General features: G+C 32.5%; 13 protein-coding genes, 1 tRNA gene, 2 pseudogenes and 1 other annotated feature (1 of these 17 running past the window's edge). Of the genes and pseudogenes, 8 read left to right on the forward strand and 8 right to left on the reverse strand.

The features are described 5' to 3' along the window. Positions 1 to 1,136: 1,136 nt before the first annotated feature. Entirely contained in the window at positions 1,137 to 1,376 is a 240-nt protein-coding gene (locus TX86_RS09025; RefSeq protein WP_042348187.1) for a hypothetical protein, read from the reverse strand. A 183-nt stretch (positions 1,377 to 1,559) separates the two neighbouring features. Between TX86_RS09025 and TX86_RS09030 the strand changes: the two genes are divergently transcribed. Both TX86_RS09030 and TX86_RS09035 read left to right on the forward strand, forming a co-directional pair. After that, positions 1,560 to 2,096 (forward strand): DUF2975 domain-containing protein, encoded by a 537-nt coding sequence (locus TX86_RS09030; RefSeq protein ID WP_042348189.1) that lies wholly within the window; start codon positions 1,560 to 1,562, stop codon positions 2,094 to 2,096. Between the two features lie 13 nt (positions 2,097 to 2,109). Then, positions 2,110 to 2,322, forward strand: a complete 213-nt coding sequence (locus TX86_RS09035; protein WP_042348191.1) for a helix-turn-helix domain-containing protein — start codon at positions 2,110 to 2,112, stop codon at positions 2,320 to 2,322. A 238-nt stretch (positions 2,323 to 2,560) separates the two neighbouring features. On the opposite strand, the gene TX86_RS09040 is transcribed toward TX86_RS09035, so the two are convergent. Further along, the gene (locus tag TX86_RS09040) at positions 2,561 to 3,211 is read right to left on the reverse strand and encodes a hypothetical protein (RefSeq protein WP_042348194.1); all 651 of its coding nucleotides are present in this window, start codon (positions 3,209 to 3,211) and stop codon (positions 2,561 to 2,563) included. 263 nt (positions 3,212 to 3,474) lie between these two features. Beyond that, on the reverse strand, positions 3,475 to 4,458 hold the full coding sequence (locus TX86_RS09045) for an ankyrin repeat domain-containing protein (RefSeq protein WP_042348196.1): 984 nt from the start codon (positions 4,456 to 4,458) through the stop codon (positions 3,475 to 3,477). A 176-nt stretch (positions 4,459 to 4,634) separates the two neighbouring features. Here TX86_RS09045 and TX86_RS09050 point away from each other — a divergent pair, with 176 nt between their 5' ends. Further along, positions 4,635 to 4,874, forward strand: coding sequence for a DUF6429 family protein (locus TX86_RS09050; protein WP_042348198.1), 240 nt, complete (start codon positions 4,635 to 4,637; stop codon positions 4,872 to 4,874). Positions 4,875 to 5,116: 242 nt separating this feature from the next. Here the strand turns inward: TX86_RS09050 and TX86_RS09055 are convergent, their stop codons facing one another. Together TX86_RS09055 and TX86_RS27235 are read right to left on the reverse strand one after the other, a co-directional pair. Then, positions 5,117 to 5,950, reverse strand: coding sequence for an aminoglycoside 6-adenylyltransferase (locus tag TX86_RS09055; RefSeq protein WP_042348200.1), 834 nt, complete (start codon positions 5,948 to 5,950; stop codon positions 5,117 to 5,119). 694 nt (positions 5,951 to 6,644) lie between these two features. Then, positions 6,645 to 7,023, reverse strand: a pseudogene (locus tag TX86_RS27235) (IS1595 family transposase); the annotation flags it as partial. A gap of 409 nt (positions 7,024 to 7,432) precedes the next feature. Between TX86_RS27235 and TX86_RS09070 the strand changes: the two are divergent. Both TX86_RS09070 and TX86_RS27425 read left to right on the forward strand, forming a co-directional pair. Continuing rightward, positions 7,433 to 8,241, forward strand: a pseudogene (locus TX86_RS09070) (IS1595 family transposase); the annotation flags it as partial. A gap of 75 nt (positions 8,242 to 8,316) precedes the next feature. Next, positions 8,317 to 8,451 carry a hypothetical protein gene (locus TX86_RS27425; RefSeq protein ID WP_268258245.1) on the forward strand — a complete coding sequence of 45 codons (135 nt, stop codon included), beginning with the start codon at positions 8,317 to 8,319 and terminating at the stop codon, positions 8,449 to 8,451. 440 nt (positions 8,452 to 8,891) lie between these two features. On the opposite strand, the gene TX86_RS09075 is transcribed toward TX86_RS27425, so the two are convergent. Beyond that, positions 8,892 to 9,080, reverse strand: a complete 189-nt coding sequence (locus TX86_RS09075) for a hypothetical protein (RefSeq protein WP_042348207.1) — start codon at positions 9,078 to 9,080, stop codon at positions 8,892 to 8,894. Positions 9,081 to 9,501: 421 nt separating this feature from the next. Here TX86_RS09075 and TX86_RS09080 point away from each other — a divergent pair, with 421 nt between their 5' ends. Beyond that, positions 9,502 to 9,684: a helix-turn-helix domain-containing protein gene (locus tag TX86_RS09080; RefSeq protein WP_042348208.1), complete on the forward strand. Its 183-nt coding sequence runs from the start codon at positions 9,502 to 9,504 to the stop codon at positions 9,682 to 9,684. Positions 9,685 to 9,777: 93 nt separating this feature from the next. After that, positions 9,778 to 10,944: a site-specific integrase gene (locus TX86_RS09085; RefSeq protein ID WP_042348210.1), complete on the forward strand. Its 1,167-nt coding sequence runs from the start codon at positions 9,778 to 9,780 to the stop codon at positions 10,942 to 10,944. Positions 10,945 to 11,041: 97 nt separating this feature from the next. Here TX86_RS09085 and TX86_RS09090 read toward each other — a convergent pair. Next, positions 11,042 to 11,113 (reverse strand) — tRNA-Val (locus TX86_RS09090). 459 nt (positions 11,114 to 11,572) lie between these two features. Between TX86_RS09090 and TX86_RS09095 the strand changes: the two genes are divergently transcribed. Continuing rightward, positions 11,573 to 12,079, forward strand: coding sequence for a hypothetical protein (locus TX86_RS09095; RefSeq protein WP_042348214.1), 507 nt, complete (start codon positions 11,573 to 11,575; stop codon positions 12,077 to 12,079). Between the two features lie 556 nt (positions 12,080 to 12,635). Here the strand turns inward: TX86_RS09095 and TX86_RS09100 are convergent. After that, complete coding sequence (locus TX86_RS09100; protein WP_042348218.1) at positions 12,636 to 14,330, reverse strand: 2-isopropylmalate synthase; 1,695 nt, start codon at positions 14,328 to 14,330, stop codon at positions 12,636 to 12,638. A 72-nt stretch (positions 14,331 to 14,402) separates the two neighbouring features. Next, positions 14,403 to 14,412 (reverse strand) — a binding site (T-box leader); it runs 230 nt beyond the window's last position.

Genomic DNA, 14,412 nt, shown 5'->3' on the forward strand with positions numbered 1-14,412 from the left:
TAAAAAAGAAGGTAATAGTTGAATGAATGAAAAAGAACTGATCAAAACTCATTCTAGAAGGTGACGAACACATCAAAGAGGATTTAAAGATGATTTTATTAGGCTCTATTCATAAAGATTGTTGCTAACGATTTAATACAAGAGAGACAGCTTTTTTAGCCATCTCCTTGTTCCACTAACGCACCTGTTTGTTTAAGAACATTTCTTCACAAACTTAGTTGATTTTAAGTAATTAGTCAGTTCACCTAGTGCTCTTTCTATTTACTTTCCATGAACGTCATAGAATATAACAAAAAAGAGACAATTAGAATAGAAAATGTCTCTTTTTTTGTGAGGACTTTCACAAGATATGAATGATATATTTATGTCAAACAAAAAGAGGCAAGAAGAGAAGTAATGATGATTGTAGTATCGAAGTGATTTATCATCATTAAAAGGAGACTGATTAAAATATTTCTATCAGTTATGCTCTTCATTCTAATACTAGGGATAGTTCTCATAGTATTCTCAAAAAAAATTGCTAAAAGCAACAGGAAACTTCAGTACTGCACAATAGTAGTTAGTCTGATTGTGATAATAATTAGTTTATATTATATATATATGCTTGTATCAGGAAATTTAACCGCACCTTTGTTTGAAGATTAAAAAATATCTGTCATTAAAGATGGCATTTAGAAGTTAGAAACTTAATTTAGAGACAATTAAACATTATGGAATATCTAGAATGTTTAATTGAAATACACAATTTACAGATCATCATTAATTTGTACTCTTAAAGCCATATAAGTGGTAGTTTAACTACTTATCTTTTTGTTTATATATGTACAAACTGCAAACCATAAAAATGATATAAAAAATACGACTTAACTGTGTTGATGAACTTGATAGTAAATCAAAAGAAATAACGAAATATATGAACGTTTGTTTTAAGATAAGCAGGGAAATTTCCCTGCTTATTTTTACTAGTTTTTATTACATATGTAGAATTCTCTTATTCAACTATCCTGCCCCGTTAGCTGCATAAGAAAAAAGCTGTCAAAACGACAGCCTTGTTCAACTCAAGCACCTGTTTGTTTAAGTGAATTATTTCACATATCATTACTTGATTCGACTAGGATTACCTCTAAACAAACTATCTAAAATATTGGTCCGATGTACCACATTAAAATAGAGCCGAGTATCATAACAACATTTATTGATATTCCTATGATTATAGTATTCCGTTTCTTAGTAGCAATAAAAAATGCTAAACTTTTTATCGCTAAGACAACTACTGATATAAGAAAAAAAGACATTCTTAGATATGGAGCTACAAGAAAAATATAGACTAACCATACTAGGATTTCTAAATAAAGACTTACTTTATTTTTTGTCATATGTATTCCTCCTTATTTTCTTTTACCCAATTCATTTACTAAAATATCACCTACAATTTAAATTTGTTGTTAAGCTAACCTGCTCCGTTTGTTGCATAAAATAGAAGCTGATGATTTCAGCTTCTTTAATTGTTTTATAATAAAAAGTAAAATATTGTAAAATGATAAAAGGAGCTATATCTAATGAATCTTTTTACCAAGACTGTTTTGAAATTTTTATCAATTATGTCTCTAATTGCTCAATTTTTATGTGCGTTTGCCGGATTAATATTACTATTTGCGGCTGGATCTTTATTGTTAGTTCCGAACGGAGTCAAACAACAATTACTACAGTATGTAGATTTAAACTCAAACACAAACCCATCAGTATGGTTGTTAGTACTTTCTTGCTTAGTAGCGCTAGCAATCATTGCTTGCTTGTTTATCATTATGTATTCTCTCCATAAAATGATCGGTAATATTTATGTACAAGACTTCTTTGTATCCCAAAATCTTAAGTACCTCAAACTAATCTTAATCGCGATTACTAGCTTTACCATTTTGCAGTTCATTAGTCAGCTGTTCTTTGCAAAACTACACGCTTACAATGTCAGTAATATTTTTTCAAATTCTAGTCCAAGTTTAATAGGAAACATTCTTCTATTAGCCATCATTTATACGCTTTATGTGGTTTTTAAATACGGAATATATTTGCAAGAAGATTCCAACAATATGATTTAAGTGGGAGCTCCTAATGATAAAAGTTAATCTAGACCGAGTAATGCTAGAAAGAAAAATTTCTTCAAAAGTGTTAGCTGAAAAAGTTGGAATTACCCAAGCTAACTTATCAATACTAAAAACAGGTAAAGCGCATGGTATTCGCTTTGACACATTAGAAAAAATCTGCCAGATATTAAATTGTCAGCCTGGTGATATACTCGAATATGAAGAAAAAACTGGCATATAACAAAACAATTGTTGTATGCCAGTTTACAACTATTCGGTAATATGGTCTGAAAGTTGAACACAAGATAAATAACACTCTTCAACTAACCTGCCACGTTAGCTGCATAAGAAAAAGCCGTCTAAATGACAGCTCTGATCTTCTGCTATTGCATCTGTTAGTTTAAGTGAATTTCTTCACAAATATAATGTTCGAACAAATAATTATTTCAACCTTTTATGGGCTGTACTATTATTAAACATTATTCCATATCTCGTAACTCTGGTGGTAACTTATATTTTTTCCCACTTTGTACAGAGCTTAAACTGGTTGTACTTTCACTTAATTTCTCAAATTCTATATTTTGTACTTTGTACTTGTTAAACAAATTAACTACTTTCTCGCTTACATATACACTCATATTATAATTTCCTTCTTCATCAGGTTCTTCAACAAAGAAATCACTACCATCCCAATAATCGTTTACAAAAAACACTCCTTTAAGATAAGGGACGTTGGCTGACCCCAAATGAATTAGCTTACTCCTATAATAATCAAGGGTATTACAACGCCCTGTAATGCTTAAACCATAATAATTTTCATACCTCTCCATATTTTCACCGAAAACTATAACGTCATATAATCTGTATCCTGTAATTCCGTTTTCTCTTAGTAATTCTGCAATGCTCTTTTCAATAAGTACATCAAACATTCCAGAATAAATAATGCTTGAAGGTTTGGTATTACCCATATAATACTGAAAAGAAATCTGATTATCTGGTTTGATTTCTCCTTTTAATAAAGGAATTGAGATATCAAGATTTTTTTTATCGATACTTTTTACCCTAAAAGCTGGTTCAAAAAAGTCTACTGGGTCTTCGAATGTATATAATTGTTCATAATTTACCTTCATAATAATTGCGCTATTCCTCCATTAATAAACATTTGAATCAATCATACTATTTTTATAAAAAGCTATGAACAGAAATTTAGTAAAAAGTTAATAATTCTTCTTTTATAAGTTATAAATTTCAACATTCGTATGCAACTAACCTGCTCCGTAGCTGCATAGCAAAAAAGCTACTAAATAGTAGCCTTGATTTTCAGCTCTAGCACCTGTTTGTTTAAGTGAATTATTTCACATAATAAAAGAGATTTAACAATTATCCCTTTTTATTAAACAAACCACTTCCAATAATCTGTCCCTTGACATACTATGAATCTGTCTAAAAACGTTTCAAAATTTGTATTTAGCCTATCACCATCTTCATAAGCACAGCAATCCACCCAGTACAAATATTTAGCGTTTCTTTCATCATTATTGATATCATTCGTGTTTACTGCTAACATTCCTCCATCAAATCCATATGCTATGCCAAACCATCCTTCAGGATAATCGGCGTAATCGCAAGTAGCTAGAATTTCATTGAGAGAGAGTAATTCAAAAGCCATTCCTTGCTTATCGTCAATAAAGATGTGTGCTCCATTATGTCTTTGTAAAAATTCTTTGTAATCAACGGGTAATTTTACCTTTAGTGTATTTTCAAACGTATTAATTTCCTCTTCAGAAGCACCTTTGTTAAAAGTAAATTGTGCATTATATGTATATCCTTCTTCTGTTTGTACATTCCAAACAGGATTAATATCTAGTCTTGCTTCTAATGCTCCTAACGTTTCCTCAAGTAGTGTCGTTGAAGGAGGATCCATTTCATATTCTTCCTCATCAGAAGAAGTCCCCCAATAATCATAATCTTGTTCTGAGTTGAAAATTAAGCCATCTTCTACTTCCTCTGTTTCTGTTTCATTCTCGTCATCACAGCAGGCAAATAGAACGGTAGTAATCTCGTTACTAGATTCTAGTTCATTACTATCAGCTCCGTACTGTAAAAGACAATCTACAATTTGTGCATTGCGTTGTGAATTAGCATAAGATAGAGGAGAAAATCCCTCTTCGTCTTTTGCATTAACATCAGCACCAAAAGATAAAAGTAGTTCGACGACATCAACATTACCACTCTGCGCCGCCCAATGAAGAGGTGTATATCCTCCTTCATCTTTTCCGTTAACGTTTACACCTTCTTGAATCAATCGTTCTACCTCATCTAATCGCTTATAGTAAATAGCACATACCAATTCTCCTATTTTTAACCTATTTTTCATTAGATAACCTCCCTGTTTAATTAGTATATACTACTTTAGAAAATTAGAAATTAGTTACTTTCTTCTTCCTTATCCTGCCCGTTAGTGCATCATTGAATATCTATCAAAAATAATGTTAGGTTTGGAATATTACATAAATGAAGTTAAACTAAAGGAAAAAGGAAGGACTCGTTTAGATGAAAGAACAAATCGATGAATTAACATTATTATTGTTGTATTTAACCTCTTTTAAAGAAGATTATGGATTAAGTGAAGCTCAAAGAAGTTGGAAAGGCTATCCCTTCGAATCTCTAAATGAGTTAGCTGGAAACAATTTTATTCGTGATAGCAAGCGTTCAAAATCTGTTTACCTAACAGACGAAGGGATTGAAGAAGCTAAGAAACTAATAAAGAAATATAATATAAAAGACCATTGAAGAATCTTTCTCTCAAGAACTTAAAAGAAGCTGTTCATTACAGCTTCTTTATTAAAGTAAAGCACCTGTTTGTTTAAGTGTATAATTTCACAAAATCGGGTTGGTTTTTCATAATTCATCAGTTCCTTTATTACAGGAATGCTGCACCGTTAGTAGCATAAGGAAAAAGGCTACTATAAAAGCAGCCTTTTTCTTAAGCTCTAGCACCCATTTGTTTAAGTGTATAGATTCACAAAGTGAGTTTAATTTTTAGTAAGGTATTGTTTTACCTTATTCGCATCTTCAAAAGGATATTGATATTCGAGAATATTAGCTACTTCAATAGCTACTTGCTCAAATATGTCAATTGCTTCAAATAACGAATTCCAAACTTGTTCGTAATCTCCATTAGGATATGTTTTCATCAATCTTTCCCAAATGTCGTTATCAAGGTAGCTCTTTAAGTACTTGCTGTTTTTCCCTACACTCAATGAAAAATTGGTTTCTATACCAACTTTCCACTCAAGCATTGTTAGTAACATTTCTCTTACACTATTTAAATGGTCATAAGCGTAAAGTATTTCTTGTCTCCATAACCCTTTTGCTACATAAGTTGAAACCCACCAAAATTCATTACAACAATCAGCAAAAAATTCAGCAGAAGGCTTCTTTACCCAGTAATCTTTATCTGTTGGTTCCGAAAGCTTAGGCATATTCCCATCTTTATCTAATAAAATAACTGTTAATCCATCTTCAGAACAATAAATATCTTTTTCCTCAATCGGTATCAGCATTAAATCAATTCTATTCCCATCCTCAAATAACATTAAATATGTGAATCTTCCACCTAATTCAGGTGGAAACATTGCCATATCCTCTGGTGTTTGCATTATTATTCTTTTCCCAAAAACATTTACCCAATAAGGATTGATTAGAAACGATTGAAGGTCAGATACAAGATAAACAATATCATAATCTCTGAAAGTATCTTTAGGCACATTAGAATTTGTTCGAGAACCATTCATTGCAACAGCTCGTACTCTCTCATCTTTCTCGGCAACTTTTAATATCAATTCCATAATTTCTTCTGTTCGCATTTTTTATACCACCTAAATCTATATTATAAGTGTTATTCAACTAAACTGCCACGTTAGCTGCACAAGAAAAAGCTATCTAAATGACAGCTCTGATCTTCTGCTATTGCACCTGTTTGTTTAAGTACGTTTATTCACATTTACCATTTAAAGTTGTTTAACGTTTATATCCAATCTTTCACATAAGCAACTAGTCCTAAAAAAGCACCCACACAAGCACAAGCGAATACTAATGGGACATTGAATTTCTTTTGATTAGTTTTCACATCAGTCATTATAATAATTTCCTTTCCTCCTTAATTAGTATACATTATATGCCAATAAAAACATTTTTGTGGTTAGTTCTAGGTTATTAAAGACTTTATATTCTTTATATTTACAAACATAAAAATTAGACTAATGATTAGGTAGTAGATACCTATTATAGAGAAAGCATCTGTTGCTACCATAGCAAATCCTTTATTTAGTATTACTGTTCTCCACAAGAAAGAACTGACAATAAAAATTATAGGGAATACAACAAAGAGACCAGCAAAGTAAAGTTGAACTTTCTTCCTACTATCCATATAAAACCCACCCTTATAGATATTCTAATGACATTTAATAAATACATCACCATCACATTATCCTTAATATACCATATCCTTATTGAACTATCCTGCTCCGATAGTGAAATAATCCTTATAAGTAAAATACATCAGTTGAAATTTCTAATATCGATTACTGTTGTGAAATTTGCTTTTTGGCAGGCGTTCAATATTATTTCATTCATATTTTTTTTACAGGGAAACTTTTTATTTAATTCTAAGAAACGGTGCCATATCAAATAGCCGTTTAGGTATTTTGTTGCTACACCATTAAATCGTTCCATCCAATCTTTTAATTGTCGATGATAACTATTACCGTGCTGAACCTGATATATTTTTTGTCAAACATACTCTTTATTACGTGCATTTATAACTTCGTGTTTTAATCCTTCCATAGCCGCAAAATTCTTATAATTAGTTGCTGTATTTGTACATAGCACAGCAGAATCATCCAAATAATCCCAGCACAACATCTATATCAAGTGCTGTTTATATTCAAACTTTCCGGATGAAAAAGATTGAGCTAATAATTGCTACGACCTAACACCACTCGAGTTATTAGAAATCAAACAAAAATACAGAGGTAAATAAAACACAAAAAGACTAACGACACCCCAAATATAAGGGCGATCTTAGTCTTTTTTATTTCCATCCTCTTCATCTAAGAACCATAACATTAGTTCACATAACTTAATCGACTGGTCTTTCAAAGCTTTCCTCTTTTCTAAAAACGCATCCCAATTTTTCTCACCGATCATCTGACGAGTGTCTATCTGCCATATCGGGCTGTTGGGCATTACCTGTGTTGCAATCAATTCGACATTTGCACATTTCTTTCGAACCTCAGATTCCGAAACTCCTTGTAGTTAATTGCTCTTTACAAAAGGCTATGTTCGGGCGTTATCTTTGTAAGGATTGTGGTAAATCGTTTAATGATATGACTGGAAGCCCTTTGTCTGGAACGAAATATCCGCATAAGTGGATTAAATATATCGAAATGATGATAGATGGTTGCTCATTAAGAACAATCGCTAAAGAGTTAAAGATTCATCTGAGTACCGCATTCTATTGGAGACATAAGGTGTTATTTGCCTTGCAATCACTTGGACATCAAAAGCTTTTAGGTATCATTGAAAGTGACGAGACATATTTCTTAGAAAGTGAAAAAGGCAAAAAGCAAATTGCTCATCGTAAACCACGAAAAAGAGGCGGTTCTGCGTCCAAAAGAGGTATATCTAAAGAACAAATATGTGTAGTTGTCGCTCACGATAGAAATGGTCAAATACTTTCTGAAGTCGCTGGAAAAGGTCGCATTACTGCACTTGAAATTGATGTGCTGTATTAGGTGACTACTTAGATAAGTCTTCTTTGTTATGTACAGACACAGCTACAAACTATAAAAAGTTTGCTACTATGAAAGGGTTAAAACACGAAGCTATAAATGCACGTAATAAAGAATATGTTCGTAAAAAAATCTATCACGTCCAACACGTTAACAGTTATCATCGTCGATTAAAAACTTGGATGGAACGATTTAATGGCGTTGCGACCAAATTTTTGAACAACTATTTAATTTGGCATCGTTTCCTTGAAATAAACAAAAAATTGTCCTCTAAAGAAAATATAAATGAGTTGTTATTGAATGCTTGTAAAAAAGCAAATTTCACATCAGTAAAGGATATTAGAAAAATCGCTCAAGTTATTTAATAACCACCATTTTACATTTTTCTCTTTATAGATGTTATAATTTTACTTATTATACATTTCTTAAGGGGGGGTAATATGAGCTTTTTATCTGCAATAGCCAAAGCTTTTTTACAATTCGGAGCTATATCAATAGTTATCATTCTAGTTCTTATAATAGGAGGATTTTATCTATTTAAGAATTTAAAAAAGAAGAAAGTGACGCATAAATAGAAAAGAGCCTGTATCAATAGTGCATCAAAGATACAGGCTTATAATTTTCTTTCAATAGCAACATTCTTTTAGAACATAGCCTTACAAAAAGAAGAATCACAATACCACTAGCACGGATGAAGGTTCTTCTTACAAACAATATTTTCAGTTGAATCAACCGCCCAGTGTGCGATTACATACTACTAAAGGCGCTTAGTATCACACTTTTTTAGTATATACAAAAGTACCATAATTGTATTCCTTTAACATATCTAAAATGTTGTGGTCCGATTTGTTTTCTATTTTCTCTAACACACCAGTTTGTTTAAGTGTTTTTTCGACAAAATGTACTGATGTAGCTTATTGAATGAAAAACTCATTGGTTTCATTAATTACAGGAATGCTGCACAGTTAGTTAAAGAAGAGCAAAGCAAAAATGATTTAGTAATAAACCACTTTTTTTAATCATCATTACCTTTGACCATTTTCATCACTTTCTCTCGGTATTCCTCTTCAGTAATTGCACTAGATAATAGCGAACGGACTAGTTCTGTATGGGTATCTGTAATATTAAAGCCTTCTAATTCTAGTGATGCTTTGGCTTGTCGCAAAGCTCTTTCTAAATATGTATCTTTTTCATTATTAGTCATATTTAAAAATCTCCTCATCCTAGAGATTTTCAAGTACTTAACAGCTTACCATTAATACTTTTCTTCAGAAGATATTCGACCAAACTCTTCCTTATATTCTGATGTGACATTTTTGAGAATGATAATATAAATATTACTATCTCTTTATTTTCTTCATATTTTTAGTCCCTATACCTTTTCTAAAACAGAATTTAAATTAATCATTTATAAGTTCACAAAACAGCCACAATAAATTTTCCCCATCCGTTGGTTTTTCAAAAATACCGCAATATAATCTGTTCGAAAAATTTTTTCATCATTTTATTATCTTTTTTCCACTTTGATAGCAGACCTATTTAAACTGTATTAAGGCACACATCGTTTTATCGATAAGCAATTATCAATCTATTAAATTGAGAATTTACAACAAGGAGAGTATTAGATGAACAAACACATTGAAGATTATCCACTGATGCTAACAGCTGTACATATATCAGAAATCTTAATGGTTTCTAAACCAACAGCTTACGAATTAATGGAGCACTCTACATTTCCATTAATTCGTATAGGTAGAACCAAGCGAGTCCGAAGAGAAGATTTCTTTGATTGGTTGTCACAACAGTAAGTCCAAGCATTATAAATAATCAAGCAAGTGGTCAAACTGATGATAGATCACTTGCTTTCCAATGCTCGATTAATAATCTAGGAGGAAAGCGAAATGAAAGGCCATATTAGAGAAAGAAAAGCAAAAAAAGGACGCAGATTCGAAGTAGTCGTAGATATAGGAAGAGATCCTTATACAGGTAAGCGAAAACAAAAAACAAAATCAGGTTTCACTTCAAAGCGAGATGCTGAATCATTCCTTCGCAAATGGCTCGTTGAATTAGATGAGAACCGTTACGTGGAACCAAGTAAAGAAACATTTGCTTCCTATATGGAGCATTGGTTTACTTCTCACTATCAAAAACGCGTTAAAGAATCAACAATCTCCAATAGAAAGTATGCAATGGACAAACATCTTATTCGAGAAAATCCGTTTGCAAACAAAGAGCTTTCAAAAATTACAACAGAAATGATAGATGCTTTATACAACGACAAGTTAGATGAGGGATATAGCACCAATACCATACGCAAAATCCATCAATTACTGAATCAAGCTTTCAAACAAGCGGTTAAGTGGAAGAAAATAGCTCACAATCCGGTGATTGATGCGGATCCACCATCAGTAAAAACAAAAGACACAGTAATATGGTCTTTTGATGAAATACACCGCTTTCTTGAACACTGTAAGGAAGAGAGACATTACATCACCTTCTTACTTGCCATCTATACCGGAATGCGTAGAGGTGAAATTCTTGGGCTCAAATGGAGTGATATTGATTTCAAGAAAAAAATCATCCGTGTAGAACGCACATTGATTCACATTCCTGAAAAAGGCTATCAACTATCTTCTCCGAAAACTTTCAAGTCGAGGCGACAAGTTCCTATTACTGATTACATCCTAAATGAGCTAATCACTCATAAAGAGCAGCAGGAAGAGTGGAAAGATCGATTAGGTGGAACCTATCAGGATAACAACTTGGTTATTTGTACGGAACAAGGAACCTTTCAAGATCCACGTAATTTATTACGTGTAATGAAGCGATTATGCGAAATGGCAAATGTCACATCAATCTGTATACACGAGATTCGCCATACTCACGCCTCTATCTTGATTAGAGAAGGTGTAGATATCGTCAAAGTCGCAAATCGCCTCGGTCATTCCAAACCTAAAACAACATTAGATACGTATGCTCACCTGATACCAAATGATCAAGATCAAGTCGCCGATATCTTCCACAACGCCTTGATGCAGAAAAAACAGCCTGATGTGAGCATTATGTGAGCAATTCGCCAGAACGGAGCACCAACCAAGAAAAACTACTCCAAACAAAAAGCCAGAAACCCTTGATATATAAAGGTTTCTGGCGCCTAAAAAGTGATGACCCGAGAGGGATTCGAACCCCCGACCCCATCCCTGTCAAGGATGTATCCTCCCACTGAACTATCGGATCGATATCTGCAAGTAGGTTTATAAGAAATTCACACTATACAAAAACACCCGACCAGTGTTTTTCTCACTTTTCTGTTGAATCCAGCCATAATTGACCTTCCAATTTTGAATTCAAAGCTATTTTAAATTCATGTCAAATATATGTCCATTTTCATTAATGAGGATATCATCTGAATTTCCAATTCATCTCCAACAGAAAGACGCAAACGACTTAACAGTATTACATTGAAAAAAGTTATTGAATCATTATTTCCCCTTACATATAAATGCCGTATCATGTACTCTAATCCCTAATAATCCTCCCGTTAAAACTAGCCTGCCCCCTCAATCACTCACCCTTTAATTACTAGCTAGTAATTATGCCTACACAACCCAAATCAATAATTTTTAATAAAAGTAATAAAGGGTTATAATAAAACAGAAACATTTGTTCTTATAATTTAACTTATGGAGGAGTAATATGCTAACTAATAATGAATATAAAGAAATAATAGAGAAAAAATTTAATAAACCATTAAAAGAAATAATGTATGAGATATGCATAGAAAGAGGTATGGAGAAATGGGATGGTGCCAAGGAACTAGGTGTTCCAGAAGATACATTTGTACGTTGGAGAACAAATTTCCGTTTTGGTCCATTACAATATCAAGCTGACATGGCACAAAAGCATAGAATAGAAACAATAAATAAATACAAACAAGAACTTAAAAATACTGAATTAGAAAGGAATTTAATTTACAAAGACGAGGTCTCACTAACTGGATTCAAGGAAATAGCTGAACGTATGCTTGAATTAAAGAAAATACAAAGTGCAAATAGAGATACTGAGATGTCAAATTTAATGGATATAATGAGTGTAGGAATTTGGGAGTCAATCATAGAATACTTAGATAAGTATGAGAACGGTAGTTTAATCAACCAATATGAACAAGAATTAAAATATACCGTAAAATATGTAAAACAATGATTATAAAAAGACAAGATGTTTTATATAGGAGCCCAAAATCCAATTAGATTGGTCATTTATGCAAAGGCACATTAATCTGATAATGTGCTTTTTTATACTATAATATTTTTTATATTCTTAGATACACTTAATCAGTCTATACGGTGTCAAAACATCCTTTTTATTTCAACGGTTAAATACTAGTCCAGATTCGCCTAGTTAATATCTTTTCTATTAGACCTATATCGAATATAAACACAAGTATATTTGCAATACCTTGCATATACTCCCATTTATATAACTTTTTCTATCTTCTTAATAGTCTATTTCCAAAAGAAATCTCAAATCTAATAAACTCGATATTTAATTATTCAAATTAAAAGACAGTGAGCTTTTAAGTTGCTCACTGTCTTTTTAAGTATATCTTATTACAATAAGTACCTTCTTTAGTGTTTTTAAAGTTAGTCGGCAGGCATCATTTTAGTTTGAATTGTTTCTAAAAACTTGAATCATTGCACAATTGTTAGTAATTGTCCTTTTCAAAAATTCAATTTGAATATTTACTATCTCTCTGTACTTATTTAATTAATTCTCTTTCTACAGAAAGTTGTAAGCTAGTTACCATTTTATTAACAGCACTAAACAGCGCTTTTACTGATGAATTCATAATATCAGTGTCAATTCCACAACCCCAATATACAGTACCATTGTTTGAAGTAATTCCTACATAAGATACAGCCTGAGAACCTGAGCCTATTTCTAATGCATGCTGTTTATAAATTAAATCTTTATAATCAATTCCTAGTTGTGTTTGGATTACGTTGCTAATTGCATCCAATCTACCATTACCATAACCTGTTAATTCACATTCCTCATTATTGACTCGAAGCGATACAATTGTTTCGTATTGACCATTTTGCTTGTATTGATAACGAATATATTCAAAAGGTGTATTAATATTGACGTATTCATTCATGAAAATATCATAAATTTCATTCGGCATAAGCTCTTTCTGGTTATGATCCGAAACATTCTTCACACTATATCCAAAGCTCTCACGCATTTCGTTAGGAAGGTCAATTCCATAATTTTGTTGAAGGATATAACCAATTCCACCTTTACCAGATTGGCTGTTAATTCGGATGATGTCTCCTTCATATTCTCTTCCGATATCCATTGGATCAATTAATAGATAAGGAACTGTCCAATATTGGCAGTCTTCTTCTTCACGCCATTTCATTCCTTTGGCAATAGCATCTTGGTGAGAGCCAGAGAATGCAGTAAATACAAGTTCACCACCATATGGATGTCTTTCATGTACTGTCATTCTCACTAATTTTTCATATTTAGAAATAATAGCAGGGATATTTTCGAAATTCAGCTTTGGATCTACTCCGTGTGAGTACATGTTTAATGCAAGTGTTACGATATCGACGTTCCCTGTTCTTTCTCCATTTCCAAACAGTGTTCCTTCGACTCTTTGCGCTCCAGCTAACATACCTAGCTCGGCATCTGCTACCCCTGTTCCTCTGTCATTGTGTGGATGAAGTGATAGAACGACATTGTCTCTATATTTAAGATTATCACTCATATATTCAATTTGGCTTGCGTATACGTGTGGCATTGACATTGATACTGTAGCTGGAAGGTTGATTATTACCTTGTTATCCTCTGCAGGTTGCCAAATATCTAGTACCTTATTGCATATTTCAAGTGAAAACTCTACTTCTGTACCTGTGAAGCTTTCTGGAGAATACTGAAATTGGAAATTCCCTTCCGTTTCAGCAGCATATTTTTTTAGCATTTTCGCTCCAGTAACTGCTATATTAATAATTTCTTCCTTAGATTTTCTAAATACTTGCTCACGCTGTGCCACTGAAGTGGAATTGTACAAATGCACCACTGCTTTTTTCGCACCTTGTAACGCTTCAAATGTTTTTTTGATAATATGTTCTCTTGACTGTGTTAATACTTGAATTGTCACATCATCTGGAATCAAATTTTCTTCAATTAATGTACGTAAAAAAGCGTATTCTGTTTCTGATGCAGCAGGGAAACCTACTTCTATTTCTTTAAAGCCCACTTCCAAAAGTAATTGAAAATACTCTAGCTTCTCCTCCAGATTCATAGGTACGATCAAAGCTTGATTTCCATCTCGAAGATCCACACTACACCATGTAGGCGCTTCTGTAATATATTCCTTTTCTGTCCATTTCAAGCTTTTCACTGGGGGCATAAAGTAACCTCTAGTATATTTTTCGATATTTTTCATCAATACTCCCACCTTTTTTATTTATATTATTTAGTTTATTAAGAAAATAAAAAAGCCCCGTCTCTATTTATATATAGAGACG

Source organism: Bacillus massiliigorillae, from assembly GCF_000380245.2.
Taxonomy (GTDB): domain Bacteria; phylum Bacillota; class Bacilli; order Bacillales; family DSM-1321; genus Bacillus_AD; species Bacillus_AD massiliigorillae.